This window comes from Amycolatopsis sp. A1MSW2902, assembly GCF_017312175.1.
In the GTDB taxonomy this organism is placed as follows: domain Bacteria; phylum Actinomycetota; class Actinomycetes; order Mycobacteriales; family Pseudonocardiaceae; genus Amycolatopsis; species Amycolatopsis nivea.
This window is the reverse complement of record NZ_QJPO01000001.1, coordinates 784,231-810,545: the sequence shown is the minus strand read 5'-3', so window position 1 is coordinate 810,545 and position 26,315 is coordinate 784,231. Positions and strand designations below refer to the sequence as shown.

At 69.9% G+C, this 26,315-nt stretch carries 26 protein-coding genes and 1 pseudogene; 17 read left to right on the top strand and 10 right to left on the bottom strand.

The annotated features are described in order from the left end of the window. Positions 1 to 17 precede the first annotated feature (17 nt). Positions 18 to 1,205: a phosphotransferase gene (locus tag DMP23_RS03785; protein WP_337820173.1), complete on the top strand. Its 1,188-nt coding sequence runs from the start codon at positions 18 to 20 to the stop codon at positions 1,203 to 1,205. 791 nt (positions 1,206 to 1,996) lie between these two features. Further along, a complete protein-coding gene (locus DMP23_RS03780; protein ID WP_337820172.1) occupies positions 1,997 to 2,848 on the top strand; it encodes an SGNH/GDSL hydrolase family protein in 852 nt (283 codons plus the stop codon). Here DMP23_RS03780 and DMP23_RS03775 read toward each other — a convergent pair. After that, on the bottom strand, positions 2,814 to 3,569 hold the full coding sequence (locus tag DMP23_RS03775) for a metallophosphoesterase family protein (protein WP_337820171.1): 756 nt from the start codon (positions 3,567 to 3,569) through the stop codon (positions 2,814 to 2,816). The two genes, DMP23_RS03780 and DMP23_RS03775, sit on opposite strands and share 35 nt — an antisense overlap. 78 nt (positions 3,570 to 3,647) lie before the next feature. Between DMP23_RS03775 and DMP23_RS03770 the strand changes: the two genes are divergently transcribed. Continuing rightward, complete coding sequence (locus DMP23_RS03770) at positions 3,648 to 5,030, top strand: replication-associated recombination protein A (protein ID WP_337820170.1); 1,383 nt, start codon at positions 3,648 to 3,650, stop codon at positions 5,028 to 5,030. Between the two features lie 320 nt (positions 5,031 to 5,350). Then, a complete protein-coding gene (locus DMP23_RS03765; RefSeq protein ID WP_443111244.1) occupies positions 5,351 to 5,671 on the top strand; it encodes a hypothetical protein in 321 nt (106 codons plus the stop codon). Between the two features lie 101 nt (positions 5,672 to 5,772). Here the strand turns inward: DMP23_RS03765 and DMP23_RS03760 are convergent. Then, a protein-coding gene (locus tag DMP23_RS03760; protein WP_443111243.1) for an IS3 family transposase occupies positions 5,773 to 6,938 on the bottom strand; the annotation gives its coding sequence in 2 pieces (ribosomal slippage) (positions 5,773 to 6,669 and positions 6,672 to 6,938; 1,164 coding nt in all). Positions 6,939 to 7,554: 616 nt separating this feature from the next. Here DMP23_RS03760 and DMP23_RS03750 point away from each other — a divergent pair. Further along, on the top strand, positions 7,555 to 8,406 hold the full coding sequence (locus DMP23_RS03750) for an NAD(P)-binding domain-containing protein (RefSeq protein ID WP_037818984.1): 852 nt from the start codon (positions 7,555 to 7,557) through the stop codon (positions 8,404 to 8,406). On the opposite strand, the gene DMP23_RS03745 is transcribed toward DMP23_RS03750, so the two are convergent. Next, complete coding sequence (locus DMP23_RS03745) at positions 8,396 to 9,301, bottom strand: hypothetical protein (protein WP_337820168.1); 906 nt, start codon at positions 9,299 to 9,301, stop codon at positions 8,396 to 8,398. The genes DMP23_RS03750 and DMP23_RS03745 overlap by 11 nt on opposite strands. A 155-nt stretch (positions 9,302 to 9,456) precedes the next feature. On the opposite strand from DMP23_RS03745, the gene DMP23_RS03740 reads away from it, so the two are divergent. The 8 genes and pseudogenes from DMP23_RS03740 (at position 9,457) to DMP23_RS03705 (ending at position 18,061) form a co-directional block, all read left to right on the top strand. Next, complete coding sequence (locus tag DMP23_RS03740) at positions 9,457 to 9,861, top strand: DUF948 domain-containing protein (protein WP_037818980.1); 405 nt, start codon at positions 9,457 to 9,459, stop codon at positions 9,859 to 9,861. Further along, positions 9,858 to 10,151 carry a hypothetical protein gene (locus tag DMP23_RS03735; RefSeq protein WP_037818978.1) on the top strand — a complete coding sequence of 98 codons (294 nt, stop codon included), beginning with the start codon at positions 9,858 to 9,860 and terminating at the stop codon, positions 10,149 to 10,151. Before DMP23_RS03740 ends, DMP23_RS03735 begins: the two co-directional genes overlap by 4 nt. A 79-nt stretch (positions 10,152 to 10,230) precedes the next feature. Next, positions 10,231 to 12,894, top strand: a complete 2,664-nt coding sequence (gene alaS, locus DMP23_RS03730; RefSeq protein ID WP_037818976.1) for an alanine--tRNA ligase — start codon at positions 10,231 to 10,233, stop codon at positions 12,892 to 12,894. Beyond that, entirely contained in the window at positions 12,884 to 13,384 is a 501-nt protein-coding gene (ruvX, locus tag DMP23_RS03725) for a Holliday junction resolvase RuvX (RefSeq protein ID WP_037818975.1), read from the top strand. Before alaS ends, ruvX begins: the two co-directional genes overlap by 11 nt. Beyond that, positions 13,381 to 15,633 (top strand): endolytic transglycosylase MltG, encoded by a 2,253-nt coding sequence (mltG, locus tag DMP23_RS03720; RefSeq protein WP_337820167.1) that lies wholly within the window; start codon positions 13,381 to 13,383, stop codon positions 15,631 to 15,633. The genes ruvX and mltG overlap by 4 nt, the downstream gene beginning before the upstream one ends. Beyond that, the gene (locus DMP23_RS03715; protein ID WP_337820166.1) at positions 15,617 to 16,483 is read left to right on the top strand and encodes a shikimate dehydrogenase; all 867 of its coding nucleotides are present in this window, start codon (positions 15,617 to 15,619) and stop codon (positions 16,481 to 16,483) included. The genes mltG and DMP23_RS03715 overlap by 17 nt, the downstream gene beginning before the upstream one ends. A 44-nt stretch (positions 16,484 to 16,527) precedes the next feature. Beyond that, positions 16,528 to 17,091: pseudogene (locus DMP23_RS03710) on the top strand (GrpB family protein); the annotation flags it as partial. 25 nt (positions 17,092 to 17,116) lie between these two features. Beyond that, positions 17,117 to 18,061, top strand: a complete 945-nt coding sequence (locus tag DMP23_RS03705) for a D-2-hydroxyacid dehydrogenase family protein (RefSeq protein WP_337820164.1) — start codon at positions 17,117 to 17,119, stop codon at positions 18,059 to 18,061. Here DMP23_RS03705 and DMP23_RS03700 read toward each other — a convergent pair. From DMP23_RS03700 to DMP23_RS03680, 5 genes are all read right to left on the bottom strand, one after another. After that, positions 18,058 to 19,554: an alpha/beta hydrolase gene (locus DMP23_RS03700; RefSeq protein ID WP_337820163.1), complete on the bottom strand. Its 1,497-nt coding sequence runs from the start codon at positions 19,552 to 19,554 to the stop codon at positions 18,058 to 18,060. The two genes, DMP23_RS03705 and DMP23_RS03700, sit on opposite strands and share 4 nt — an antisense overlap. Next, positions 19,551 to 20,366 carry a serine hydrolase domain-containing protein gene (locus DMP23_RS03695; RefSeq protein ID WP_337820162.1) on the bottom strand — a complete coding sequence of 272 codons (816 nt, stop codon included), beginning with the start codon at positions 20,364 to 20,366 and terminating at the stop codon, positions 19,551 to 19,553. Before DMP23_RS03695 ends, DMP23_RS03700 begins: the two co-directional genes overlap by 4 nt. Before the next feature lie 124 nt (positions 20,367 to 20,490). Then, on the bottom strand, positions 20,491 to 20,760 hold the full coding sequence (locus DMP23_RS03690) for an HPr family phosphocarrier protein (protein WP_037818967.1): 270 nt from the start codon (positions 20,758 to 20,760) through the stop codon (positions 20,491 to 20,493). Positions 20,761 to 20,789: 29 nt separating this feature from the next. Continuing rightward, complete coding sequence (locus tag DMP23_RS03685) at positions 20,790 to 22,028, bottom strand: PTS transporter subunit EIIC (RefSeq protein ID WP_238607453.1); 1,239 nt, start codon at positions 22,026 to 22,028, stop codon at positions 20,790 to 20,792. Then, complete coding sequence (locus DMP23_RS03680; protein ID WP_037818964.1) at positions 22,025 to 22,822, bottom strand: GntR family transcriptional regulator; 798 nt, start codon at positions 22,820 to 22,822, stop codon at positions 22,025 to 22,027. Before DMP23_RS03680 ends, DMP23_RS03685 begins: the two co-directional genes overlap by 4 nt. A gap of 245 nt (positions 22,823 to 23,067) precedes the next feature. On the opposite strand from DMP23_RS03680, the gene DMP23_RS03675 reads away from it, so the two are divergent. Next, complete coding sequence (locus DMP23_RS03675) at positions 23,068 to 23,304, top strand: glucose PTS transporter subunit EIIB (RefSeq protein ID WP_037818963.1); 237 nt, start codon at positions 23,068 to 23,070, stop codon at positions 23,302 to 23,304. Then, positions 23,301 to 23,756 carry a PTS sugar transporter subunit IIA gene (locus DMP23_RS03670; RefSeq protein ID WP_037818962.1) on the top strand — a complete coding sequence of 152 codons (456 nt, stop codon included), beginning with the start codon at positions 23,301 to 23,303 and terminating at the stop codon, positions 23,754 to 23,756. Before DMP23_RS03675 ends, DMP23_RS03670 begins: the two co-directional genes overlap by 4 nt. 48 nt (positions 23,757 to 23,804) lie before the next feature. On the opposite strand, the gene DMP23_RS03665 is transcribed toward DMP23_RS03670, so the two are convergent. Further along, positions 23,805 to 24,224 carry a Rieske (2Fe-2S) protein gene (locus DMP23_RS03665; RefSeq protein WP_037818961.1) on the bottom strand — a complete coding sequence of 140 codons (420 nt, stop codon included), beginning with the start codon at positions 24,222 to 24,224 and terminating at the stop codon, positions 23,805 to 23,807. Positions 24,225 to 24,328: 104 nt separating this feature from the next. Here DMP23_RS03665 and DMP23_RS03660 point away from each other — a divergent pair, with 104 nt between their 5' ends. Beyond that, positions 24,329 to 24,730, top strand: coding sequence for a hypothetical protein (locus tag DMP23_RS03660; RefSeq protein ID WP_443111329.1), 402 nt, complete (start codon positions 24,329 to 24,331; stop codon positions 24,728 to 24,730). Here DMP23_RS03660 and DMP23_RS03655 read toward each other — a convergent pair. Continuing rightward, on the bottom strand, positions 24,693 to 25,109 hold the full coding sequence (locus DMP23_RS03655) for a pyridoxamine 5'-phosphate oxidase family protein (protein WP_337820160.1): 417 nt from the start codon (positions 25,107 to 25,109) through the stop codon (positions 24,693 to 24,695). The two genes, DMP23_RS03660 and DMP23_RS03655, sit on opposite strands and share 38 nt — an antisense overlap. Positions 25,110 to 25,191: 82 nt before the next feature. Here DMP23_RS03655 and DMP23_RS03650 point away from each other — a divergent pair, with 82 nt between their 5' ends. After that, positions 25,192 to 26,136: an AraC family transcriptional regulator gene (locus tag DMP23_RS03650; protein ID WP_337820159.1), complete on the top strand. Its 945-nt coding sequence runs from the start codon at positions 25,192 to 25,194 to the stop codon at positions 26,134 to 26,136. Positions 26,137 to 26,315 lie beyond the last annotated feature (179 nt).

Below are 26,315 nucleotides of genomic sequence, written 5' to 3'. Positions count from 1 at the left end.
GAGTAGGGTCGGTGACAATGACAGTCGACACCTCCTCCGCCGGCGACGCTGGAGTCCGGGCGGAAGCCGGGGAACTCGCAGTCGCCGCGGCCGTCGCGGCGGGCGAGGCGGTGCTCACGCGCCGGTTCGGGAGCGCGATCACGCTGGTCTCGCCCGAACACCTCTCCGGAAGCGGCCCGGCGACCGTCGTCCGGGCACGGGTCGTGTCTTCCTCCTTCGCTCTGCCGCGCACCCTGGTGGTCAAGCACTACCCGGACCCGCCGGAACCCGGCCGGGTCGACCCGTTCGCCCAGGAAGCCGTGAGCTACCAGCTGTTCACCGCACTGGCACCGGACGAACGGATGTGCCCGGAACTCCTGGCCCACGACGGCGGCGACCGCGTGCTGGTGATCGAGGACCTGGGCCGCGCACCCACCCTGCGAGACAAATTGGCCGCCCGGGACTCCCGCGCAGCCGAGCGAGCACTGCTCTCGTGGGCCCGCTCGCTGGGCCGCCTGCACGCGAGCACCGCCAGCCGCGAAGCCGATTTCAACGCGCTGCTCCGCCGCCTGGGCGGCCCTGTGCGCACCGACAACGACGGCTTGGCAGGCCTGGCCGACGACGTCGAAGAACTCCTGTCCGAGCTGCTGGACGTGCCCGTCCCCGAGTCCGTGCGCGAACGCATCGCCGAAGCCGTCGCCCAAGCCAGGTCGGCCGCCTTCCGCGCGTTCAGCCCGGTCGAACTGGCCCCGGAAAACAACCTGGTCACCGGCTCCGGAGTCCGCTTCCTGGACTTCGAACGCGGCCGGGTCCGAACCGCCCTGGTCGACGCCTCCTGCCTGCGGCTGCCGTTCGTGTCGGACCCGCGCGCGATGGCGCTCCCCGCAGGCATGAGCGAAGCGATGATCGCCGCCTGGCGAGCCGAAATCGTCGACGTGTGGCCGTCCTTCGCCGACGACGTCGAGTTGGCGAAGCAACTCACCATCAGCGAAATGCTGCAAGTCTGGCAAATCACCCGCGAACTGCTCCCGCACCTGAACCTGAGCAGGCACACAACCCCAGTAAGCCGCGAGGCAGCCCTGGTCACCTGGTGGCGCGAACTGGCAAGGCACGCGGGCTACTCGCGCCTGACCGAAGTCGCCGAACACTCCACCAGAGTCGCCGCCGCCCTGGCCGCCCGTCTGGGCCCGCACGCCGACCTAGCCTTCTACCCAGCCTTCCGCTGACCCCGCGCGCACTCCTCGCCGCTTTCTGTGAGGGCCACCCTCATTGACTCTGATTCCTTCAGGGTTCCCCTCACGACCCGCCACCCGTGCGTGAGGGGCCCCTTCACGGACTTGGATTCCCTCAAGGAGTCCTTCACGGCCGCCCGCCAGCCCGCACCCGCCGCGATGCGCCCCAATGCGGCATTGGGTGCGTCTGACGCACCGAACGCCACATTGGGTGCGTCCCATGCACCCAATGCCACATTGGGGCGCTACCCGCGCCCCCGCGACCCCCGCCACCAGCTCCCCAAACCGCGCACTTCCACCACCCAACCGCAGCCGATGCGCCCACCACCGAGGCACCACTGCTCCCCGCAGCCGATGCACTAAACGATCGATGCGCCAGCCGCTCCCCGCAGCGATGCACGAGCCGCTCCCGCAGCCGACGTACGGAACGATCAAGCCACCCAGCCGCTCCCGCAGCCGGTGCACCCAACGATCAGCGCACCAACCCTCGACCGCAGCCGATGCACTCAAGCATCGAGGCACCCAGCCCTCCCCCGCACCCCGATACGAAGCTCTCCTGCGGTTCGGGGGTGCTTGTCAAGGCATCTTTCCCGCCTTGACAAGCACCCCCGAACCGTCAGCACAATCAAGCTTCGGGGTGCCCCACGCAACCACCAAGCGATGTCGCCGCCAGGCGACGAGAAGTCCGCCCATACGCACCCAAACCAGCCCCCGAGTACCGGAAGTTCCCACCTCCGTCCATACCGCGTTACCTCCCCATCACCAGCGGTGAGCCTCAATACCGGATGGTCTTGGTCGTGACCGTGATCAGCGTCGGAGTCACCCCACCCGCAAAACCAACCCCAGCCCCCAGCCCCAAGACCCAGCCCCGACGAGCAACCCGCCTAGCAGTCCTAGGCGACTCCACCGCCGTAGGCCTAGGCGACCCCCTCCCCAACAGAGGCGGCTGGCGAGGCGTAGGCCCCTTGGTCGCGGAAGCCCTGGGCATCACCGAAGACGGCTACCTGAACCCGTCGTTCACCGGCGCCCGCATGTCCTGCGTGCGCACCGACCAACTCCCGCAAACCATCGCCCACCGCCCAGACATCGCCCTGGTCGTAGTAGGCATGAACGACACCCTCCGCCCGGACTTCAACGCGGACACCATCGCCGCGGACCTCACCGCGATCGTCCGCGAACTGGCCGCGATCGGAACCACCGTCCTCCCAGTGCGTTTCCATGATCACAGCAAGGTCTTCCGCCTCCCGCCGTCCCTGAAGCGAGCCCTCAGCGCCCGCGTAACGGAACTGAACGAGGCAATCGACCGAGTAGTGGAAACAGAAGGCATCGCCTGCCTGAACCTGGACACTCTCCCCGGCGCCTACGACCTCACCGTCTGGAGCGTCGACCGCCTGCACCCCTCCGAACTCGGCCACCGCATGCTCGCCGAAGGTTTCGCAAACCTAGCCGCAGCAGCCGGTTTCGAGGTGCCGCAACCAGTGAGCCTCACCTGCTCCGGCGGAGTCGAACCAAGCGCAGCCGCCCATTTCGGCTGGCTCGTAGCCAAAGGCGTGCCGTGGCTCTGGCGGCGCGGACGGGAGTTTCTGCCCTACGCCGCGGTCATCATGTGGCGCTCGTTCCGCGAGCGCGTGGGCTGAATACCCGCAACGCCTCCGCGTCCGACGCCGGATTCCGTACGAAATAGTCGTTCCAGTCCTCGATTCCGGGATACTCCGACGTCTCCGCCAACTCCCGGCACACGGCTTCCGCATCGTAAGCAGTACGTCGCAACTCGACGCCAGGACCGAGCCGCGCCCAGTGTGCACCCGTTGTGCCATAAGGCATTCCGACGCTGCCGGGGTTCACGATCCGACAGCGGTCGGCCAATCGCAGGAACGGCATGTGGGTGTGCCCGCAGACCACCGTCTCCGCCGTGACGCCGTCCAAGACCTCCGCCCAGCGCGACAACGGGCTGTCCACGAGCGCGACCTCTTCGTCGTCGCGCGGAGTGGCGTGGCAGAACAGCACTTCGCCGAGTCCGTCGATTTCGAGCGTCACCGTCAACGGCAACCCGTCGAGCAGCGCCACCTGATCCGGCCGCAGCTGCGTCGCCGCCCACGGGCCGATCGGGTCCGGGATCTTGGTGGGGCCGCCGCCCGCGAGCGTGACGAGTTCGCGATCGGCGTTGCCGCGGACCCACACCGCGCGGTCGCCGAGCGAAACAAGCCGGTCGAGCGTCTGCCTGGGCAGCGGTCCGGCCGCGAGGTCGCCGCACAGGACCACCAGGTCGGCGGCGTGGACGTCGGGTTCGGCGAGGACCGCGTCGAGCGCGGGCAGCACGCCGTGGATATCGGACAGCACCGCGACCGAGGAGACCATCGCCCCAGTCTGCCCCTCCGGCGGCGCTGCGGGGCCGGGCGAGCGGGATTGTCGGGGTGGTCGGATACCGTCGTCGGCGTGGCACAGGACGAACTCTTCACGGTGAACCCCGACGTGGGGCCGCCGCCGGAACCCTCCGGAGCGAACCAGGCCGAACCGCAGGCCGACCCGGCGACGTCGCCGCTCGCGGTCCGGATGCGGCCGCGCACGCTCGACGAGGTGGTCGGGCAGCAGCACCTGCTGCGCGAAGGGGCCCCGCTGCGCCGGCTGGTCGAGGGGGCCGCTCCGGCGTCCGTGCTGCTCTACGGCCCGCCCGGCACCGGCAAGACCACGCTGGCGAACCTGGTGTCGATCGCCACCGGACGCCGGTTCGTCGCGATGTCCGCACTGTCGGCGGGCGTCAAGGAGGTGCGCGGCGTCATCGAGGAGGCGCGGCGGCGCAGGCAGTACAACACCGAGAACACCGTCCTGTTCATCGACGAGGTGCACCGGTTCTCCAAGACCCAGCAGGACGCGCTGCTCGGCGCGGTCGAGGACCGCACGGTGCTGCTAGTGGCGGCGACCACGGAGAACCCGTCGTTCTCGGTGGTGTCGCCGCTGTTGTCGCGGTCGTTGGTGCTGCAGTTGCGGCCGCTCACCGACGACGACATCGTCGCGGTGCTGGAGCGCGCGCTGACCGACGAGCGCGGGCTTGGCGGCGAGCTCACACTGACGGATGATGCGCGGGCACACCTCGTGCGGCTGGCTGGCGGTGACGCGCGTCGTGCGCTCACGGCGTTGGAGGCGGCCGCGGATGCCGCGTCCGCTACCGAGAACAAGACGATCGACCTTGCCGTTGTCGAGTCCACTGTGGACAAGTCGGCGGTGCGGTACGACCGCGACGGTGATCAGCACTACGACGTGATCAGTGCGTTCATCAAGTCGATCCGCGGGTCGGATGTCGACGCGGCGTTGCACTACCTGGCGCGGATGATCGAGGCGGGGGAGGATCCCCGGTTCCTCGCGCGGCGGTTGGTGGTGCACGCGAGCGAGGACGTCGGGCTGGCGGATCCGACGGCGTTGCAGGCGGCGGTCGCGGCGGCGCACGCGGTGCAGTTCATCGGGATGCCGGAGGGGCGGCTCGCGTTGGCGCAGGCGACGATCCATCTGGCTACGGCGCCTAAGTCGAACGCGGTGGTCACGGCTATTGATACGGCGTTGAGCGACGTTCGGTCGGGGGCTATCGGGACGGTGCCGCCGCATCTGCGGGACGGGCACTACGCGGGGGCGAAGCAACTCGGCAACGCTCAGGGGTACCGGTATCCGCACAACGTGCCGGAGGGGGTGCTGGCTCAGCAGTATCCGCCGGACGAGCTGGTGGGGCGGGATTACTACGAGCCTACGCAGCGTGGCGGGGAGCGGCCGCTGGCTGAGCGGGTGCCTCGGTTGCGGCGGACGATCCGCGGCGAGCGGCAGGGGTGAGTGTGCCGGTCAGCGGTCGGTGAGTGAAGGTCGCCACTTTCTTCCGGTGGCGGGGGAACATTAGGGGGTTTCGTCGGTTGCTCCTCTTCAAGGAGAGGGGGCGGCGATGACGTTGTTGACTGTCTGGCCTGATGACCAGCCTGGGCATGTGCTGCTGCGGACTGAGGACACTGGGGCGATTGTCGCCGAGTTGGGGCGGGTGGGGGCTGGGTTCGCTCGGTGGCCCCTGGTTGAGGACGGCTCTGACGGCTCTGACGGCTCCGATGGGGACTTGGTGGGTCGGTATCGGGAGTTGATCGACTCGCTGGGGGGGTGGGTCGGTGGATGTGGTTGGCGGGGAGACCTCGCTGGTGGAGCGCAGCTGGGGTGGGGTTGAGGATCGGTTTTTCGTTCGGGGGGCTGCGGTTTGGTATCTGCATGCTGGGCGTGAGGTGCATGCGGTGTTGTGTGAGCCGGGGGATGTGCTGACTGTTCCTGCAGGGGTTCGGCATTGGCAGGACGGGGCGGCGGGGTGTGTGACTGTTCGGGTTCGGCGGGCTGGGGCTGTTCGGGGTGGGGGTGGGGTGGTTCGGGGTTTGGTGCCGGGGGAGTTTCCTGGGTTTGCGGAGTTGGTTGCTGAGCGGGTTGGGGTGGGTTGGTGATCGGCTCGTCGCCTGGCGGCGACATTGGCCTCGTCTTGGTTGCGTGGGGCACCCCGAAGGTTGATTGTGTGAGGTTTCCCCCGGGTACCGGTCACCGGGTTTCATGCCGCGTGGGCGTGGTGGTGACGATAACTCAAACGGGTTTCGTGGGGTGTGCGGTAGTCGAGGGTGGAGTGCAGGCGGTGGTGGTTGTAGTAGGCGAGGTAGGCGAAAACGGCTTGGCGTGCGTGGTTGCGGGTGGTCCAGGAGCGGGTGCCGATTTCGGTTTTGAGGGTGGCGAAGAAGGATTCGGCGGCGGCGTTGTCGTAGCAGGACCCGGTCCGGCCCATCGAGGCCCGGATCCCGTGCGCGGCCAGCGTGGCGCGGAATTCCGTGGAGGCGTATTGGGTGCCGCGGTCGGAGTGGAACACCGTGCCCGCGTTGACCAGGCCGCGGTCCGCGGCGAGGGTGATCGCGTCGCAGACGAGGTCGGCGCGCATGTGCGGGGCGAGGGCGTGCCCGACGATTTCGCGGGTGTGCAGGTCGAGCACGGTCGCCAGGTAGAGCCAGCCTTCGTCGGTGGGCAGGTAGGTGATGTCCCCGACCAGCCGGATGCCGGGGGCGCCGGCGGTGAAGTCGCGGCAGATCAGGTCCGGCGCGGCGGCGGTCTTGTCCGGCCTGGTCAGCGACCGCGACCGGCGGCGGGTGATCCCCGCGATGCCGCGCTCGCGCATGACCCGCTCGACCCGTTTGTGGTTGACCGCTTCGCCGCGCCGCCGCAACTCGGCGGTGACCCGCGGACTGCCGTAGGCGCCGTGATGGGCGGCGTGGATCCCCGCGATCTCAGACGCCAGCCGCTCCTCTTCCCACGCCCGCTGCTCGCGGGCCGGGGCGGCGGCGAGCCATTCGTAGAACCCCGGGCGGCGGATCTCGAGGACACGGCACAGCCGGGCGACGCCGTAGGCGTCGCGGTGTTCGGAGATGAACCGGTAGCTGCGGGTCAACGATCCATCTCCTGCGCGAAATAGGCGGCCGCTTTGCGCAGGATCTCCTTTTCCTTCTCCAATTCGGCCACCCGCTTGCGCAACGCGCGCAGTTCACGCTCGGCCGCGTCCCCGCCCGACGCCGCTGCCTGGTCGGCGCGGTCGGCGGCCCGCACCCACGTCCGCAGCGTCTCGTGATTCACCCCCAGCTCACGAGCCACCTGCGCCAACGGACGAGACGCCGACCGCGCCAACGCGACCGCATCCCGCCGGAACTCATCCGGATACCTCGACGAACCAGACACAACAACATCCTTCCCCAGGCCAAAGCCAAGGATCAGAGTGTCCGGCACACCGGGGGAACCTCAGTGCTGACGGTTCGGGGGTGCTTGTCAAGGCGGGAAAGATGCCTTGACAAGCACCCCCGAACCGCAGGGGAGCTTCGTATCGGGGTGTGGGGGAGGTGTGGGTGCCTCGCTCGTTGGGTGCACCGGCTGCGGGTGGGGCTGGGTGAGTCGATAGCGGGTGCATCGGCTGCGGTGGGGCTGGGTGGCTCGATAGCGGGTGCATCGGCTGCGGGGGTGTTGCTGGGTGCCTCGACGGTTGGGTGCATCGGCTGCCGGTTTTCGGGCGGGGCTTGCGCCCCAATGTGGCATTGGGTGCGTGGGACGCACCCAATGTGGCGTTCGGTGCGTGAGATGCACCCAATGCCGCATTGGGGCGCATCGCTGGCGGGGGCTGCGGCGAGGGTGGGCCGTGAAGGGCTCCTTGAGGGAATCTAGGTCCGTAAAGGGGCCCCTCACCGCCGGTGGCTGGTCGTGAGGGGAACCCTGGGGGAATCAGAGTTCCTCAGGGTGGCCCTCAGGACAGCGGCGGGGCGGTCATCCTGCCGAGGTTTGGGTCTGGCGGCACGATGGCCGGATGACCACAGTCGCATTTCTCGGTACCGGGATCATGGGCCGTCCGATGGCCGCCAATCTTGCTCGTGCTGGGGTGACCGTGCGGGCTTGGAACCGGACTCGGGCCAAGGCTGAGCCGCTTGTCGCGGACGGGGTCACCGTCGTCGGGTCGCCTGGCGAGGCGGTCAAGGGGGCCGATTTCCTGGTCACCATGCTCTCCGACGGGCCTGCGGTTGCTGAAGTGTTTCGCGGGCTCTCGCTCGAACCGGGGACTATCTGGTTGCAGACCAGCACCGTCGGGGTCGAGTGGGCTGATCGGCTTGCTGAGGCGTCCGTCGCGGCGGGGGTGCCGTTTGTCGATTGTCCGGTGATGGGGACGAAAGGACCCGCCGAGCAGGGGAAGCTGCAGGTGCTCGCGGCTGGGCCGGACAACGTGCACGACGGTGCGGCGGAGGTGTTCGACGCGATTGGTTCCACGACTCGCTGGCTCGGCACCGAACCTGGCACGGCGACGCGGCTCAAGCTGGTGATGAACGCGTGGATTCTCGCGCTCACCAACGGTACCGGGGAGAGTCTCGCCCTCGCGAAGGTGCTCGGGGTGGATCCGCAGTTGTTCTTCGACGTCATGAGCGGCACTGGGTTCGACGTGCCTTACGCGCGAGCGAAGGGACCCATGATGCTGTCCGGCGAGTACCCGACCAGTTTCCCGGCGTCGCTCGCGGCGAAGGACGCGCGGCTTGTCGTCGAGGCTGCGGGGCACGCGATCGACGTCGGCGGGGCGGCGGCTGCGTTGGCGCATCTGGAGTCTGCCGTCGAGGCGGGGCATGGCGAGGACGACATGGCGGCGGTGTACGAGGGGATCGTCAAGCGTTGAGCAATGACGCGACACGGTCCACGCCGATGCCGGAGACGAGCAGGCGTTCCTTCGCGTTGCCGAGCAACCGTGCGGTCCACGGGGTGAAGCCGCCATCGCCGACGGGGACAAGGCCGGAGCCGAAGTCTGCGGTGACGGTGAAGCAGAGGCCGAAGTAGTAACCGCGGCCGACCGAGCGGTCTGGGGCGTCGGAAACAGCCACGTCGGGCAAGGATTCCTGCACCGAGGCGGCGAAATCGGCGAAGCGGGTGTCCAAAGTGGTCACTTCGAAGCCTGCCGCGCGGGCACCGGCGGCGCGTACGGCTGTAGTGACCAGCTGCGCGTGCTCAATCAGGTGTTCGCGTTCGAAGGACAGGCTGCCTCGGTCGCGACCGGCGGTGATGGCGGCGAACAGGGAGAAGTGCGCGAAGAGGCCGGGGGCCGGAAGCTGGGCTCGGACGACGCGTTGCACGGTGGTGAGGCGCACCGGCGCGGAACCGGTGCGGCGGACTGCTGCTTCGAGCGCGAGGCCGTTCGTCGGGTCCGCGGCGACTTCCGTGCCGCGTCCAGTGGGGACGACGCGGTGCTGGGCCAGTCCGGCCACTGTGGAATGCGTGCCGAGCGGGGCAACCGGGGAGAGGGTCACTCGATCGAATTCCGGCGGCGCGGCGGAAAGCAGGGAGTCTTCGACCCGCCGCAGAACCTCGAACGGCAAGGGCGCGGGGGTGGTGAAGCGGTCCTCGCGGTAGCGGCGCAGGACGTCCGGCCCGCGCAGTTTCGCGGCTCGGCGGCGGGCTACTTCCAGTTGCAGCGTGGTGAGGTCCGCGCCGGGAAGGCCGGCGAGCACGTCGGCGGCGGGTCCGCCCGGCCCGGCCAGCACGCGGGGGAGCGGGCCGCGTCCGTTCGAGGAGTCCATGGAACGAGCAGACCAGCTCGGACACGCCCGGCGCGAACTGTTTTCCGCGACGGCGACTGCGCTGGGTGACCACTGCGGCGGGGGGTCCCCGCCGAGAAGCGCCGCAGGCGGTAACCTCACACCACCTAAGACCCCGCACCACCCGAGGAGGGCCCGTGTCGGCAGGGCAGATCGCCGCGCTGATCGCCGCAGGAGCTTTCGTACTGCTGGTCTTGCTGCTGGCGATCCCGCTGCTCAAGCTCGGCCGCACGCTGGACGAGGCGACGATCGCGATCCGCAAGGCGCACGAGAACAGCGACCCGATCCTGATCGGGGCCAACGAGACGATCACGCACGTCAACACGCAGCTCGAGCGGGTCGACGGGATCACCTCGAACGCGCAGGCGGTCAGCGGCAACGTCTCGGCGCTCTCGTCGGTCTTCACCGCGACGCTCGGCGGCCCGCTGGTGAAGACCGCCGCGCTTTCCTACGGCATCAGCAAAGCCATTCGCGCGCGCCGCAAGAAGCAGGAAGCCAAGGCCTCGAAGGCGCAGCGCCCGGCCCGCCGGGGGAAGAAGTGAAGCGGCTGTTCTGGCTCGGGGTCGGGGTCGTCGCGGGAGTCGCGCTGAGCCGCAAGGCGAGCGAAACCGCTCGTCAGGCCACGCCGGCCGGGTTAGCATCGAACTTGGGCGACGCCGTGCGGGAACTCGCGGGCGCCGTCGGTTCTTTCGGCGCCGAGGTGCGCGCCGGGATGAACGAACGGGAACAGGAGCTGCACGACATGGTCGAGGAGCGGACCGCCGTCGCGCCGCCTTCGGGCAGGCACGCCGCACGTCGCCCCGCCCGGCGAGCTCGCCGGGCGGAGGGCTGATCTCCGCGCGCCTTCCGCCGCCTCCGACCCCCGTTTCCTTTCCCCGGCCGAAGCCGGGTTCCAGCACAAGGACGTACCCGTGGACACACACGAGATCACCGACCGTTTCCTGCGCCACTTCGAGAGCAGGGGCCACACGCGCGTGCCGAGCGCCCCGCTGATCCTCGACGACCCGAACCTGCTGTTCGTCAACGCGGGCATGGTCCAGTTCAAGCCGTACTTCCTCGGCGAGGCCCCGCCGCCCTACCCGCGCGCGACCTCGGTGCAGAAGTGCGTGCGCACGCCGGACATCGACGAGGTCGGCAAGACCACCCGGCACAACACGTTCTTCCAGATGGCGGGCAACTTCTCGTTCGGCGACTACTTCAAGGAAGGCGCGATCGAGAACGCCTGGGAGCTGATCACCAAGTCCCAGGACGACGGCGGCTTCGGCCTCGACCCGGACCGGATCTGGGCGACCGTCTACGAGAAGGACAGCGAGGCGGCCGGGCTGTGGCGCAAGCTCACCGGCCTGCCCAGCGAGCGGATCCAGGTCCGCGACGGCAAGGACAACTACTGGGACATGGGCGTGCCCGGTCCCGGCGGCCCGTGCTCGGAGATCTACTACGACCGCGGCCCGGCGTACGGCCGCGAGGGCGGCCCGGTCGCCGACGAGGACCGCTACATCGAGATCTGGAACCTCGTCTTCATGCAGGACGTCCGCGGCGACCAGAGCCCGAAGCTGGGCCACCCGCCGATCGGCGAGCTGCCGAAGAAGAACATCGACACCGGCATGGGCGTCGAGCGCGTCGCGACGATCCTGCAGGGCGTCGAGAACGTGTACGAGACCGACCTGGTGCGCCCGGTGATCGGCCGCGCCGAGGAGTTCTCCGGCCGCCGCTACGGCGCCAACCACGCCGACGACGTGCGCTTCCGCGTCATCGCCGACCACGCGCGCACCGGCGTGCTGCTGATCGGCGACGGCGTCACCCCCGGCAACGACGGCCGCGGCTACGTGCTGCGCCGCCTGCTGCGCCGCATCGTGCGCTCCACGCGCCTGCTGGGTGTGCAGGAGCCGGTGCTGCAGGAGTTCGCGAAGGTCGTCAGCCAGACCATGGGCCCGACTTACCCCGAGCTGGTCAGCGGGTTCGACCGGATCTCCGAGGTCGTGCGCGTCGAGGAGGAAGCCTTCCTCGCCACCCTCACCAGCGGTTCGCGCATCTTCGACCTGGCCGCGGCCGAGACGAAGAAGGGCGGCGGCGACGTGCTCGCCGGCGACAAGGCGTTCCAGCTGCACGACACCTACGGCTTCCCGATCGACCTGACGCTGGAGATGGCGTCCGAACAGGGCCTCACCGTCGACGAGGCCGGGTTCCGCACGCTCATGGAGGAGCAGCGCAAGCGCGCCAAGGCGGACGCGGCGTCGCGCAAGAGCGGCCACGGCGACCTGTCCGAGTACCGCAAGGTGCTGGAGCAGCACGGCGAAACCGAGTTCCTCGGCTACACCGAACTGCAGGCGGACGCGAAGGTCGTCGGCCTGCTCGAGGACGGCCTGCCGGTGCGCAGCGTCGCCGCGGGCCGCAAGGCGGAACTGGTGCTCGACCGCACCCCGTTCTACGCCGAGAGCGGCGGGCAGATCGCCGACACCGGCGTGCTGGTCGGCGACGGCGTCGAGCTGAAGGTGCTCGACGTGCAGAAGATCGTGCCGGGCCTGTTCGTGCACCGCGTCGAGGTGACCCAGGGCGAGGTCGGGATCGACACCCGGCTCACCGGGTCGGTGGACGCGAACCGCAGGCTCTCGATCGAGCGCTCGCACTCGGCCACGCACCTCGTGCACGCGGCCGTCCGCGGCGCGTACGGCAAGCGCGCGGCGCAGGCCGGTTCGCTCAACGCGCCGGGCCGGATGCGGTTCGACTTCACCACGCCGGGCGCGGTGTCGGCCGACATCCTCACCGAGGTCGAGCAGGAAGTGAACGACTACCTGCAGACCGACGTCGAGGTGCAGAGCTACACCACCACCAAGGACAAGGCGCTCGAGCTGGGCGCGGTCGCGCTGTTCGGCGAGAAGTACGGCAACGACGTCCGCGTCGTCGACATGGGCGAGTACTCCCGCGAGCTGTGCGGCGGCACGCACGTCGGCCGGATCGGCCAGCTGGGCCTGGTCAAGCTGGTGTCGGACGCGTCGGTCGGCTCCGGCGTGCACCGCGTCGAGGCGCTGGTCGGCCCGGACGCGCTCAAGCACGTCCGCAAGGAGCAGCTGCTCGTGTCGCAGCTGGCGAACACGTTCAAGGTGCCGTCGGACGAACTGCCCGGCCGGATCGAGGACGTGCTGTCCCGGCTGAAGAACGCCGAGAAGGAGATCGAGCAGCTGCGCACGCAGCAGGTGCTCGGCTCGGCCGGCGCGCTGGCGGACAAGGCGCAGGACGTCTCCGGCGTCTCGGTGGTCGCCGAGGTCGTGCCGGACGTCGACGGCAACGGCCTGCGCGCGCTCGCCTCGGACATCCGCGGCCGCCTCGGCGACCGCGCCGGGGTCGTCGCGCTGTTCGCGCCCTCGGGGGAGAAGGTGGCCTTCGTGGTCGCCACGACCTCGGCGGCGCGCGACAAGGGAATCGCGGCGGGCAAGCTCGTGCCGTCGTTCGCCGGGGCGATCGGCGGGCGCGGCGGCGGCAAGCCGGACATGGCCCAGGGCGGCGGCAGCAACCCGGCGGGCGCGGAGCAGGCCGTGACGGCGCTGCGCGCGGCGGTCGCGGACCTTGGCCGCTAACCCCCGGAGAGGCCCGGATCGGCCCGGCGAGTCCGATCCGGGGCGGGGCAGGCGGCTCGCGGTCGATGTCGGGTCTGTCCGGGTGGGGGTCGCGCTCAGCGATCCCGCCCCCGTGCTCGCGAGCCCGCTCGTTACCCTCTCCCGTGATGCGAAGGACGACAGCGATCTGGACCGGCTTGCCGATCTCGTCACCGAACACGAGGTGGTCGAGGTGATCGTGGGCTTGCCGAGGACGCTGGCGAACCGGCAGGGCGCGGCCGCGGACATCGCGCTCGCGTATGCGGACAAGCTCGCCGGGCGCGTGGGGGACGTGCCCGTGCGGCTGGCAGACGAGCGGTTGACGACGGTCACCGCGTCGCGAATGCTGTCCCAGCGGGGGGTCAAGGGACGCAAGCAGCGCGCCGTGGTGGACCAGGCAGCGGCAGTCGAGATCCTGCAAGCCTGGCTCGACGCCGCCGCCGCGCACCGCGCCCGGAAAGGCGACTCATGACCGACCCCCGCGGCCCCGGCAATCCGGGTGGCCGCCGTCGGCTGCGCAACCCCGACAACCCGGACGTGCCGGACCCCGCGGCGGGTACCGGCGCTCCCGGCGGACGGCGCAGGCGACGCGAGCCCGAAGACGAAGCACCTCCCCGCCGCGCGATGCCGGAAGGCATGCCGCCTGGCGAACGACGACGTCCGCGCGGCGACGTGCCGCAGCGTCCCGCGGAAGGACGTCGGCGCGCACCCGAGGGAACCCCTCGCCCTGCCGGCGAACCGCCCCGTCGCGTCGCGCCGGACGCGATGCCTCCGGCCGAACCGCCCCGTGGCCCGGCCGCCGACGCTCCGCCGGCCCGGCGGCGCCGTCCGGTCGCGCCGCAGGACCGGCCGAAGCGGTCGACGGAGAACTGGGACTTGCCGCCGCACGCGGCCGACGACCTTCCCCGCGCCCGGCCGCGCCGCATAACTCCGGACGAGGTACCGGTGGCCGGGAACGACCTGCCGCCCGCGGAAGCCGAGCCGCCCGCCGGTCGACGCCGTCGCCGCGAGGACGTTCCGCCGCCCGTTGACGTCGAGCCGCCGTCCGGCCGTCGTCGCCGGGACGATGTCGAGCTGCCCGCGGAAGCTGCCGCGCCTGGCCGTCGCCGGGCGCCGGAGATGCCGCCGCCCCCTCCGGTCCGGCGCACTCCCGCTCCGCCGCCGGACGGCTCCATGCCGCCGGATCCCCGGTTCGCGGACGCGTCGATGCCGCCGGACCCGCGGTTCGCCGAGTCCTCGATGCCGCGCGATCCCCGGTTCGCCGACGCGTCGATGCCGCCGGATCCCCGGTTCGCCGAGGCTTCCATGCCGCGCGACCCGCGTTTCGCGGACGCGTCGATGCCGCGCGATCCGCGCAGCCAGCCGCCGCGCCGGCAGCCGGTCGAGCAGCCCACCGAAGTGATCCCGGCCGTGCCCGCCGCGGCGCACGAACCGGAGCACCCGGACGAGCAGCCGATCGACGGCCTCTTCGAGGACGAGTACGACGAATACGGCGAGTACGAGGACTACGACGAGGACTACGACGGCTACGACGAGGACGGCTACCCCGAAGACGGGGCCGAGCCGCCGGTCGACGAACCGCACGCGAAGAAGCCCCGCAAGAAGCGCAAGCGCGCGATCGGCTGGATCGCCGCGGTGCTCGTGCTCGTCCTGCTCAGCGGCGGCGCCTATTTCGGGTACCAGAAGATCTTCGGCTACGCGGACTTCGACGGTTCCGGCGAAGGCGACGCGCTCGTGCAGGTCGAACAGGGCGACACGACGTCCGCGATCGGCGCGAAGCTCACCGACGCGGGCGTGGTCGCGAGTTCCCGGGCGTTCGTGAAGGCGGGCGCGGAAAACACCGCGCTGAGCAAGATCCAGCAGGGCTACTACCTGCTGCGCCAGCACATGTCCGGCGAGAACGCGGTCGACCTCATCACCTCGCCTGCCGCGCGCGTCGGGCGGCTGGAAATCCGGCCGTACACCCAGTTCGACGACATCACCCAGCCCGACGGCAAGGTCACGCCGGGCGTGTTCAGCCTGATGTCGAAGGCCTCGTGCGCGACTTTGAACGGCAAGAGCACCTGCATTCCGGTCGACCAGTTGCGCAAGACCGTCGCCGACGCCGACCTCAAGGCGCTCGGCGCGCCGGAGTGGGCGCTGGCCGACGCGGGCAAGGCGCTGAGCAAGGACAAACGGCTCGAAGGGCTGATCGCGCCCGGCGTGTACGACGTGAAACCCGGCTGGAGCGCGACCGAGCTGATCACCGACCTGGTGAAACAGTCGGCCGATTCGATCCAGGCGGCCGGGCTCACCGCGCAGAACACCGGGCCGGGGAAATCGCCGTACGAGACGCTGATCATCGCGTCGCTCATCGAACGCGAGGCGATCAAGCCGGACTTCGGCAAGATTTCGCGCGTGATCTACAACCGGCTCACGCAGCGCATCCGGCTGCAGTTGGACTCCACGGTCAACTACGTGCTGGACCGCCCGACGCTGCTCACCAAACCCGAGGACCGGGCGAAAGCGGGACCGTACAACACCTACGCCAACTACGGTCTCCCGCCGACGCCGATCGCGGTGCCCAGCATGGACGCGATCAAGGCCGCGGTCAGCCCGACCCCCGGCGACTGGGTGTACTTCGTGAAGTGCGAGAAGGACGGACATTCCTGCTTCGCGGTCACGAACGACCAGCACAACGCGAACAGGACCCTGGCGGAGCAGCGTGGCGTCATCAAGTGACCGGCCGCGCCGCGCGGCGGTGCTGGGCAAGCCGGTGGCGCATTCGCTGTCGCCGGTGCTGCACCGCGCGGCGTTCGCGGCGCTGGGGCTGGACGGCTGGACCTACGACCGGGTCGAGACCGACGCCGACGAGCTGCCTGGCTTCGTCGACGGTCTTGGCCCCGAGTGGGTCGGCCTCTCGGTCACCATGCCGGGCAAGCGGGCCGCGCTCGACCATGCCGCCGAGGTCACCCCGCGCGCGGCCGCGGTCGGCGCGGCGAACACGCTCGTGCGGCGTCCGGACGGCTGGCTCGCCGACTGCACCGACGTCGACGGAGTGACCGGAGCCCTGCGCTACGCCGGTGGCTACTCGCCTTCCGCGAGTGATCAGGCGGTGGTGCTCGGCGCGGGCGGGACGGCTGCGGCCGCGGTGGTCGGATTGGCCGCGCTCGGCGTCGCGACGGTGCGTTTGGTGGTGCGCGAACCGGCGCGGGCTTCGGAAACCGTAGATGCGGCCAAGCGCGCAGGCCTGGACGTGGACGTGCTGCGCTGGTCCGATACGGACTTCGCGGACCTGGCGGACCGCGCGGCGGTGCTGGTCAACACGGTGCCGCCCGACGCGGTCGTGCCGCATCTCGCGGAGCTGTCCCGGATCGGCAGCGTGCTCGACGTGATCTACCATCCGTGGCCGACGCCGCTGGCCGAGGCGGTCGAACAGCGCGGTGGACGGATCGCGACCGGGCTCGACATGTTGCTGCACCAGGCATTCGGGCAAGCGGAGCACTTCACCGGGCAACCGGCGCCGCGCGCGGAGATGCGGGCGGCACTGCGCGAGGCGAGCGGGAACATCCTGCCGCTGCCGATCTCCTGATATCCTGGCGGGCTGCTTTTCAGTCAGCAACAGGGGGAATCACGGTGACCAGGCAACAGTTCGGGGAGAAAGAAATCCAAGCGGCGTGGGTCGGCGAGGCACCGAAACTCGGCACTACCATCACACTCGCCGAGTACGACCCGGAATGGCCGCGGCTCTACGAACGCGAGGAACAGCGGATCCGCTCCGTGCTCGGGGATCGCGTGCTCGTGCTCGAACACGTCGGGTCCACCTCGGTCCCGGGGCTCGCCGCCAAACCGATCGTCGACATTCTGCTCGAAGTGCCCGATTCGGACGACGAGGACGCGTACGTCCCCGACCTCGAAGCGGCGGGCTACCGGCTGGTGATCCGCGAGCCGGACTGGGAGAAACACCGCCTGTTCAAGGGGCCGGACACGAACATCAACCTGCACGTCCATTCGCCCGGCAACGGCCAGACCGAGCGCTACCGGCTGTTCCGCGACCGGCTGCGCAGCCATCCGGAGGAACTGGCGCTGTACCTGGCGAAGAAACGCGAACTCGCCGCGCAGGTCTGGGAGTACGTGCAGAACTACGCCGACGCGAAGAACGATGTGATCGACGAGATCATCGAGCGGGCGCGCAACGCCTGACCCGCGGGTTACGGTGGGCGGCATGAAGATCGCGATCCTCGACGACTACCAGAACGTGGCTCTCCAGTGTGCGGACTGGGAGCCGCTCGGGGCGGAGATCGAGGTGTTCACCGAGCCGTTCGCCGGGCCGGACGAGGTCGTCGCGCAGCTGGCCGGGTTCGACGTGGTGGTCGCGATGCGCGAGCGCACGCCGTTCCCGGCCGCGGTGTTCGACCGGCTGCCGGAGCTGAAACTGCTGGTCAGTACCGGCCGGCGGAACGCGGCGATCGATCTGGACGCGGCGAAGCGCCGCGGCGTCGTGGTGTCCGCGACCGGGGCTCTCGCCGCGCCGACCGTCGAACACGCGTGGGCGCTGATCCTGGCCGGTGCGCGCAATCTGCCGCTCGAATTCCGTTCGATGCGCGAGGGCGGCTGGCAGGTCGGTCTCGGGATGGCGTTGCGGGACAAGACGCTCGGCCTGCTCGGGCTCGGCAGGCTGGGAGCCGAGGTCGCGCGGATCGGCCAGGCGTTCGGGATGAAACCGATTGCGTGGAGCCAGAATCTCACTCCGGAGCGGGCGGCCGAGCACGGCGTCACGGCAGTGTCCAAAGAGGACCTGTTCGCACAGTCCGATGTGCTGTCAGTCCACTTGGTCCTGTCCGAGCGCACTCGCGGTTTGGTCGGTGCTGCCGAACTCGCCGCGATGAAGCCGACCGCACTCCTGGTGAATACTTCGCGCGGGCCGATTGTCGACGAATCGGCGTTGGTGGAGGCGTTGCGCGGCAAGAAGATCGCGGCGGCCGCCCTGGACGTCTACGACGTGGAGCCGCTGCCCGCGGATCACCCGCTGCGGACGTTGGACAACGCGATCCTCACGCCGCACATCGGTTACGTGAGCCGGGAAACGTACGAAATCTTCTACGGCGGCGCGGTCGAGGACATCGCCGCGTTTCAAGCGGGCGAGCCGATCAACGTGCTGAACGGCTAGGGGAACGGCCGGACCTCCGGCGGGTAGACCGTCCCTTCCGGAGGCACCGTCAGATCGGTGAAATACCGTGCCATCGCTGCGGAAGCGGCTGTGCTGGGCACGTCGAGCGTGGTGTGTCCGGCACCGTCGACCACGACTACGTGACCGTCGCCGAGTTCCCGTGCGGTGGCCTGGGCGTTGGCAAGCGGGGTGACCGGGTCGTTCCGGTTGGCCAGGATCAGGATCGGATGCTGCCGCGGCCGGTTCCACGGTCCGAGGTACCGGTCTTCGTCTCGGGCGGGCCAGCCGACGCACTGCGCCATCGAAAACACTGGCGCGACACCGAAATACGGCTGCCGTTTCGCTTCTTCCGCAGCGAGTTGGGCGTACTTGGCGGTGTCCTGCGGCAGTTCGCTGTCCAGGCACTGCACCGCCAGGAACCCGGGCGAATGCGTCGGCACGCGCGGATCCAGCACGGGCACGGGGGAGACTGGCGACGACGGCACGAGCGCGGCGAGCGTCTTCGCCAGCCGCGGCCACCGGGACGACTGATACAGCGCCCGGTCGATCGTTTCCATCAGCGACGCCACCGTCATGCCGCCGACCGGACCGTGCGTCAGCCGGGCGAACACCGCGGCGAATTTCTGTTTCAGGTCACCTCCGGCGAACGCGCATTTGCCCGGGCCAGCCGCGTTGCAGGCAGCGAAGAACGCTTCGAGTTCCTGTTGCTGGGCAGTCGCGACGTCGGCGCGCACGTCGACCGGTTTCTGCTGCTGGCCCGGCTGTCCGGTGGAATTCGCGACGAGGTCGAGCGTTCCGTCGAGGACCATCGCGCGCAGCTTGCCGGGGAACAGGTTCGCGTAGGTGCCGCCGAGATACGTGCCGTAGGAATAGCCGTAGAAGTTCAGCTGCTGCTCGCCCAGCGCCTGCCTCAGCAAATCCATGTCCCGCGCGACATTCGCCGTCGACAGGTGCGACAGCTCCGCACCGGTGCCCGCTGCACACGCCTTGCCGACGGCCGCGCTGGCGGTCCAGAACGCCGCGCTGTCCCGCAGCGGCGAACCGGCGGCGGGCGGCGTCCCCGGGCACTGCACCGGGGCGCTGCCGCCGATTCCGCGCGGATCGAAGCTCACCAGGTCGAACTTGGCCCGCAGCTCTTCGGGGTATCGCGGGCCGAACCGCATCAGCTCGCCGACGCCGTCTGTGCCCGGCCCGCCGAAATTGATCATCAGCGACCCGACGCGGTGCGCGGGATCGGTGGCGGGCATGCGGATCACCGAGAGATTCAGCTTCGCCCCACCGGGTTCGCGGTAGCTCAACGGAACCGGTGCCGTCGCGCATTGGAAACCGCCGTGACACGGTGCCCAGTCGAGTTTCGGTGCCGCGGCCCCGTTGGTGCCCAACGGAAGTGGCGCGTCCGGCGCGGGCAATGCTTGGGGCGCTTGGGTTTGCGCGGCCGGTGCGGAACAACCCGCGGCGAGCAGCAGAGCGGCCAGCGCCCACCGGAGTCTCACGCGGAGAGTTCCGCCAGCACGGCGTCAGTGAACGGCGGCCACACTTGCGCCGCCCACGGCCCGAACGAACGGTCGGCGAGCGCGACGCAGGCGTGTCCCGCTTCCGGGTCCACCCACAGGAAGGTGCCGGACTGCCCGAAGTGACCGAACGTGCGCGGCGAGCTGTTCGCGCCCGTCCAGTGCGGGCTCTTGTGGTCGCGCAACTCGAAGCCGAGGCCCCAGTCGTTCGGCTTCTGGTGCCCGAAGCCGGGCAGCACGCCGTTCAGCCCGGGGAACGCGATTTCCGTGGCCGCACTGAGGGTTTCCGGCGCGAGCAGCTTGGGCGCCTGCAGTTCCGCGGCGAACCGGAGCAGGTCGTCCAATGTGGACACCGCGCCCGCGGCGGGGGAGCCGTCCAGCCGGGTCGACGTCATGCCCAGCGGTTCGAAAAGCGCTTCCCGCTGGTACTCGGCGAAGGCGATGCCGGAATGTTCGGCCAGCGCGTCGGCGAGTTCCTCGAACCCGGCGTTGGAGTACAGCCTGCGCGTGCCCGGCTCGGCCATCGCCTTGTGCGCGTCGAAGGCGAGCCCGGAGGTGTGCGCGAGCAGATGCGCGACGGTGGAGCCTTCCGGCCCGGCAGGCGTGTCGAGGTCGACGACGCCCTCTTCGATCGCGATGTGCGCGGCGTAGGCGGTGAGCAGTTTGGTGACCGACGCGAGCCGGAACGGGCGGGCCGGGTCGCCGTGGCGTCCGCGCACCTCGCCGGAAGCGGAGACCGCCCCGGCCGCGGCGTTGTCCACTGGCCATTCGTCGATCAGGCGCAGACTCTCCATGCCCGCCAGCGTAATAGGACCCGCCGCCGGGCTGTTCCGCAGTGCCCCGACGCGAACGAACCGTGCGGGGCCCCGGAAGTCCGGGAGCCCGCACGGTTCGTGTTTTCCCCGTGGAGCGGTATCGCTACTGAGCGTCGAGATCGGTGGCGACCAGCTCGGCGACGGCCTCGACCGCCGCCTCGGCACCGTCTCCCTCGGCGCTGATGACGACCTCGTCGCCGTACGCGGCGGCGAGGGTCATCAGGTTGAGGACGCTGCCGGCGGCCACCGGGTCGCCGCCGTCCTTGGCGATCTGGACCGCGACGGGCTGGGCCGCGGCCGCCTTGGCGACCAGTGCGGCCGGCCGGGCGTGCAGCCCCACCTTGCTGGCCACGGTGACGCGTTTCTCCGGCATGGTGTACCTCTCTTGCTTTTTCTCGGGTGTTACTTCGCGGCCGTGCGCTCGAGGTCGCCCTCGATCGAGTCGTCCTCGCGGCCCGGCGTGCGCAGGTTGAACTTGGTGATCACGACGCGGAACACGACGTAGTAGATCACGGCGAACACGAGCCCGATCGGGATCAGCAGCCATGCCTTGTGCGCGGTGTCCAGCGACGAGTTCAGCGCGAAGTCGATCGCGCCGCCGGAGAACGAGAAGCCGAGGTGGATGCCCAGCGCGTTGCAGACCGCGAGCGAGACGCCGGTCATCACCGCGTGGAAGATGTACAGCGGCCACGCGACGAACATGAACGCGAACTCGATTGGCTCGGTGACGCCGGTGATGAAGGCGGTGAGCGCGGCCGAGATCATGATGCTGCCGACGAGCTTGCGCTGGCCGGGACGCGCGGTGTGCACGATCGCGAACGCCGCCGCCGGGAGGGCGAACATCATGATCGGGAAGAACCCGGTCATGAACGCGCCGGAGCCCTGCACGTGGTGGAAGAAGTTGGTGAGGTCGCCGCCGCCGAAGATGAACCACACCGGCACGTTCAGCAGCTGGTGCAGGCCGATCGGGATGAGCAGGCGGTTGAGCAGGCCGTAGATGCCGCCGCCGAGGACCGGCGAGCCGACGACGGCCTCGCCCGCCGAGGTGATGCCCTGGTCGACGTACTTGAAGAGCAGGCCGAAGATCACGCCGAGCACGATCATCGCCAGCGCGGTGATGATCGGCACGAACCGGCGGCCGCCGAAGAAGGCCAGCCAGGACGGCAGCTTGATCCGGTGGTAGCGCTGCCACAGCAGAGCCGCCACGATGCCGGACACGATGCCGGTCAGCACGCTGTAGGGCCAGTGGATCGGCGCGAGGTCCCAGCCGGGCTTGTAGCCCTGCTGGCTCTTGATCGGGGCGATCGCCTGGATCACCTTGTTAAACACGACCCAGCCGATGACGGCCGCGACGGCGGTCGACCCGTCGCCCTTGCGGGCGAAGCCGACCGCGATGCCGATCGCGAAGATCAGCGGCAGCCAGTCGAAGATGCCGCCGCCCGCCGCGCCGATCACGTCGGCGGCCTTGCCCCAGTTCAGGCCGTCCTTGCCGAGGACGTCGTCCTGGCCGAGCCGGTTCAGCAGACCGGCCGCGGGCAGCGTGGCGATCGGCAGCATGAGGCTGCGGCCGAAGCGCTGCAGCCCGGCAAGGCCGCCGCCCTTCTTCTTCCCGCTGGCCCCAGCCGCGGTGGTGGCGCTCATCGGATACCTCCATTGTGGGGTTGGTCGCCGGAACCCGGGGAGTTCCGGTCCAGCTGCATGGTCACCTGGTAGTGGTCGCCCCGGTACCAGGACGTCATGTCCTCGACCGGTTCGCCGCCGGAGCTGGAAACCCGGCGGAACACCAGGAGCGGACTGCCGGTGCGCATGCCGAGCAGGCGCGCCGTTTCGCGGTCCGCGGATTCGGCCCACACCGTCTGGTACGCCTGGTCCGGCCGGAGCGAGAACGCGTCGGCCAGCTGGGCGTACAGCGAACGGGTCAGGTCGAGGTCGAGCAGGCCGGGAGTCCGGCCCGCGTGGTACCAGCCGCGCTCCACGGCCAGCGGGACGCCGTCGGCGCGCCGCAGCCGCACGAGCCGGTGCGCCGCGACGCCCTCGGCGAGGCCGAGCGCGTGCGCCGAAGTCACCGGCGGGACCTCGGTCGAGGTCGAGATCACTTCGGTGGTCGGGGTGAGCCCGCGCCGGCGCATGTCGTCGGTGAACGACATCAGGTACACCTGCAGTTCCATCCGCCGGGCGGCGGTGAAGGTGCCCTTGCCCCTGACCCGGGCCAGCAGTCCTTCCTCGACGAGCTTCCCGATCGCCGAGCGGACGGTGAGCCTCGAAACGCCGTAGTGCTGCGCGAGCTCTCGCTCGGACGGGATCGGCGAGCCCGGCGGGAGCTCGCGCTCCACCAGGCGGCGCAGGATCTCCCGCAGCTGGGCGTGCTTCGGGGTCGGCCCGTTGACGACGCGGTCGGCGGGGTCGGACGGCGGAATGTGCGCGGCCGCACTCATCTCGATGTCACCCTCCCTCGCTTCTCGCGCACCGGGGCCGGTGCTCGCGTCCGCGCCGGAAGATTGGTACGTTCCGGTCTAGACCAATGATCTGATGGGGCAGGATGCTCCGCAGCGCGAGCAGGTGTCAACCACCGTTATCCGTTCGTGGCCGGGCTCGCTCGGCAACGTGGCAAACGGCGTAGTAATGGTGGCGGAGCGCACCTGTTCCAGGTGGAAAACCAACGGGATACGAGGAGGCCGCGATGGCGGATGACAGGCCGGAAAAGATTCTCGCGGCGCTCGGCGGCGCGGACAATCTCGTCGAGATCGAGGGCTGCATCACGCGGCTGCGGTGCGAGATCGAGGACATGTCCTTGGTGGACGAGGCCGCGCTGAAGTCGGCCGGCGCGATGGGCGTCGTGAAGATGGGCTCGGCGGTCCAGGTCATCGTCGGCCCGGAGGCGGACACCATCGCCAGCGACATCGAGGACTTGATGTGAGCCTGCCGATCCTGAGCCCGGTCGCCGGCGAGGTCGTCGCGATCACCGAGGTGCCGGACCCGGTGTTCGCCGAGGCGATGGTCGGCCCCGGCATCGCGGTGAAGCCGTCCGGCGGCCGCGCCGACGCGGTCGCCCCGGTCGACGGGACCGTGGTGACGCTGCACCCGCACGCGTACGTCGTGGCCACTGAGGACGGCCGCGCGGTGCTCGTGCACCTCGGCATCGACACGGTCAAGGAAAAGGGCGAGGGGTTCACCCTGCACGTCGTCAAGGGCGAGAAGGTGCGGGCGGGCCAGCCGATCGTGGGCTGGGACCCGGAGGCGGTCGCCGCCAAGGGCTACTCGCCGATCGTCCCGGTCGTCGGGCTCGACGCGTCCGCCGACGTCCTCGCCGGCCTCGAAGGCGGCCGCACGGTCGCCGCCGGGGACGAGCTTTTCACCTGGAACGATTGAGCCGAACGCCCTTTGTGGACGGTGAGCGTCCACAAAGGGCGATTCCGGTCACGCGGAGACGATGTCCCCGTTCTGGATCTTCACCGCCACTGCGGCCAGTGGCGTGCTCGCCGGTCCCTGCTTCACCGCGCCGGTCAACGCGTCGAATACCGAACCGTGGCAAGGGCAGCGCACCTGGCCGTTCTGCGGCGGGTTCACTTCGCAGCCTTGATGCGTGCAGACGGCGCTGAAACAGACGACCTTCCCCGCCGTCGGCTGCGCGACGACCACGTTGTCGCCGTTCATCAGCTTCGCGTATTTCGCTTGTCCCACCGGCACTTCCGCCAGTGCGATCACCTTCCCGCCCGGCTTCGGCGGGGCCGACTTGGGCTCTTGGCCCCCGGCCCCGCACGCGGCGAGGGTGACGGTGCCCGCGACGGTCGCCCCGCAGGCGAGGGCGGCGCGGCGGGAGTGCAGTTCGGCAGTCATGCCCAGTGCAACGAACCGCGGCGGTCCGAGTTGCCCGTGAACCGCCGAGGCCTTCCGTGCGTGTAGTCCGTATCCGGCTTTCCGCACGGAAGGAGACGCCCATGCTGACGACCTGGATGCGCGCACTCGGCGCGGCTGGCCTGGCGGGCTCGGCGGCGATCCACTTCTATCTGTATTGGGGCAGCGGCTACGCGGACATCCCGGTGGTGGGGCCGCTTTTCCTGGTGAACGGCATCGCTGGCGTGGTGATCGCGATCGCGCTGCTCGCCTGGCGGCATTGGCTGCCGGCGTTCTTCACGCTGGGCTTCGGCGGCGTGACGCTGCTGGCGTACCTGCTGTCGGTGACGGTCGGCTTCTACGGCGTGCGCGACCAGTTCAACAGCCAGTACGAGTACTGGGGCGTGATCACCGAAGCGGTGTGCGTGGTCTGCGGTCTGGTGCTGCTGGTGCAGGAGGTCCGCGGCCGGGTCAGAACGCGTAGCGGTGCACTTTCTCCGGGTGAATGACGATCCGGACCTGCGGCAGCTCTTCGAGGATCTTGAGCCCGGCCGCGCCCTCGTCGGTGCTGAGGTCCCAGTACCGTCCGGCGAGCCTGCGGGCGAGGTCGTGCCCGCCGTCTTCCTCGATCGTGACCCGCCCGGCGACGGACACCCAGCGCTCCGGTTCGCCGACCGGAGCCGCGACGACGATCGACGCGCGCGGATCCTCGCGCAGCTGGCGGATCTTCGCCGACTCCGGCGCGGTGAACAGCTGGATCGTCCCGTCGTCGGCGGCCTCGAACCACACCGGCCGGGGCTGCGGCGGCCGCGGTCCGGCGGCGACGGTCAGGAAGCCGTGCAGGGGTCGGCGGAGAAATTCGAGATCGTGGTCGGTCAGCGTGCTCATGGCTGGGATTTAACCGGGCTTTCTCGGACGATCCCATAGGCGATACGCCGGATTGCCTGTCCATTCGTCTAACCTCGGGCAGGTGGATGCCTTCAGCGATTTGATCCGCGGGGTCCGGGCGCACGGCTCGTTGTTCGGCTGCACGGCCCTGTCCGCGCCGTGGTCGCTGCGCTTCGTGGACGGCCCTCCGCTGACCCTGTGCACGCTGTTGAGCGGCGAGGGCTGGATCGTGCCGGAAGACCATCCGCCCGAGCTGCTGCGCGCCCGCGAAACCATCCTCGTCCGCGGCCCGTTCTCCTTCGTGGACCGCCTGGACACCCCCGCCGCCCCCGTCGAATGCGGCGAGTTCTGCGCCACCCCCGACCAGGGCGGCACCCAGCACCACCTGGGCTGGAACGACCCGTTCTATGGCGAAACCAACCTGATCGTCGGCGCGTATCCGGGACACAGCCGCAGCCGCATGGCCGCGCTGCTGGACGCACTGCCGGTAGTGGTCCGGCCTCCTTCCTCGGACGCGGAAGACCCGGTGCTGGACCACCTGGCCGCCGAACTGGCCGTCGACGCGCCCGGTCAGCAAGTCGTCCTGGACCGGCTCCTGGACTGGATGCTGGTCTGCCTGCTGCGCGACTGGTTCGACCGCCCAGGCGGCACCCCGCCGCCGTGGTGGGCGGCTCAACGGGACCCGGTGGTGGGCGCCGCGCTGCGCCTGCTGCACGCGGACCCGGCAGCCCCGTGGACGGTCGTCACGCTGGCCGCCCGCGCCGGAGTTTCGCGGTCCACCCTGGCCAAACGCTTCGCGGACCTGGTAGGGGAGCCGCCGATGACGTACCTGACCCGATGGCGGATGACCCTGGCCGCGGACCTCCTGACGGAACAGCCGTCAATGCCGATCGCGGAGGTGGCCTGCGCGGTGGGGTACTCGGACGCGTTCGGCTTCAGCGCCGCCTTCAAACGCTTGCGGGGCGTCAATCCGTCGGGATACCGGCGGGCTTTCCTGGCCGGGGAGTTGGTCTCTTCCCACGGCTGATTTTCGGCGGGCTGTGGCTTCTGCCCCGGCTGATGCTTTCCCCACTGCCGATCTCGGCGAGGCTGTTGTTTCGTCCGCCCGGCTGATGCGTTTCCCACGGCTGATCTCGGCGGGGTTTTGGCTTTCCGCCCGGCTGATGCTTTTTCTCACGGCTGACCTCGCCGAGGCGTTGGCCTCTT

Coding starts and splice junctions, on each gene's coding strand:
- DMP23_RS03785 (WP_337820173.1), top strand. CDS start 18: ATGACAGTCGACACCTCCTCCGCCGGCGACGCTGGAGTCCGGGCGGAA.
- DMP23_RS03780 (WP_337820172.1), top strand. CDS start 1,997: ATGGTCTTGGTCGTGACCGTGATCAGCGTCGGAGTCACCCCACCCGCA.
- DMP23_RS03775 (WP_337820171.1), bottom strand. CDS start 3,569: ATGGTCTCCTCGGTCGCGGTGCTGTCCGATATCCACGGCGTGCTGCCC.
- DMP23_RS03750 (WP_037818984.1), top strand. CDS start 7,555: ATGACCACAGTCGCATTTCTCGGTACCGGGATCATGGGCCGTCCGATG.
- DMP23_RS03745 (WP_337820168.1), bottom strand. CDS start 9,301: ATGGACTCCTCGAACGGACGCGGCCCGCTCCCCCGCGTGCTGGCCGGG.
- mltG (WP_337820167.1), top strand. CDS start 13,381: ATGACCGACCCCCGCGGCCCCGGCAATCCGGGTGGCCGCCGTCGGCTG.
- DMP23_RS03705 (WP_337820164.1), top strand. CDS start 17,117: ATGAAGATCGCGATCCTCGACGACTACCAGAACGTGGCTCTCCAGTGT.
- DMP23_RS03695 (WP_337820162.1), bottom strand. CDS start 20,366: ATGGAGAGTCTGCGCCTGATCGACGAATGGCCAGTGGACAACGCCGCG.
- DMP23_RS03690 (WP_037818967.1), bottom strand. CDS start 20,760: ATGCCGGAGAAACGCGTCACCGTGGCCAGCAAGGTGGGGCTGCACGCC.
- DMP23_RS03685 (WP_238607453.1), bottom strand. CDS start 22,028: ATGAGCGCCACCACCGCGGCTGGGGCCAGCGGGAAGAAGAAGGGCGGC.
- DMP23_RS03680 (WP_037818964.1), bottom strand. CDS start 22,822: ATGAGTGCGGCCGCGCACATTCCGCCGTCCGACCCCGCCGACCGCGTC.
- DMP23_RS03675 (WP_037818963.1), top strand. CDS start 23,068: ATGGCGGATGACAGGCCGGAAAAGATTCTCGCGGCGCTCGGCGGCGCG.
- DMP23_RS03665 (WP_037818961.1), bottom strand. CDS start 24,224: ATGACTGCCGAACTGCACTCCCGCCGCGCCGCCCTCGCCTGCGGGGCG.
- DMP23_RS03655 (WP_337820160.1), bottom strand. CDS start 25,109: ATGAGCACGCTGACCGACCACGATCTCGAATTTCTCCGCCGACCCCTG.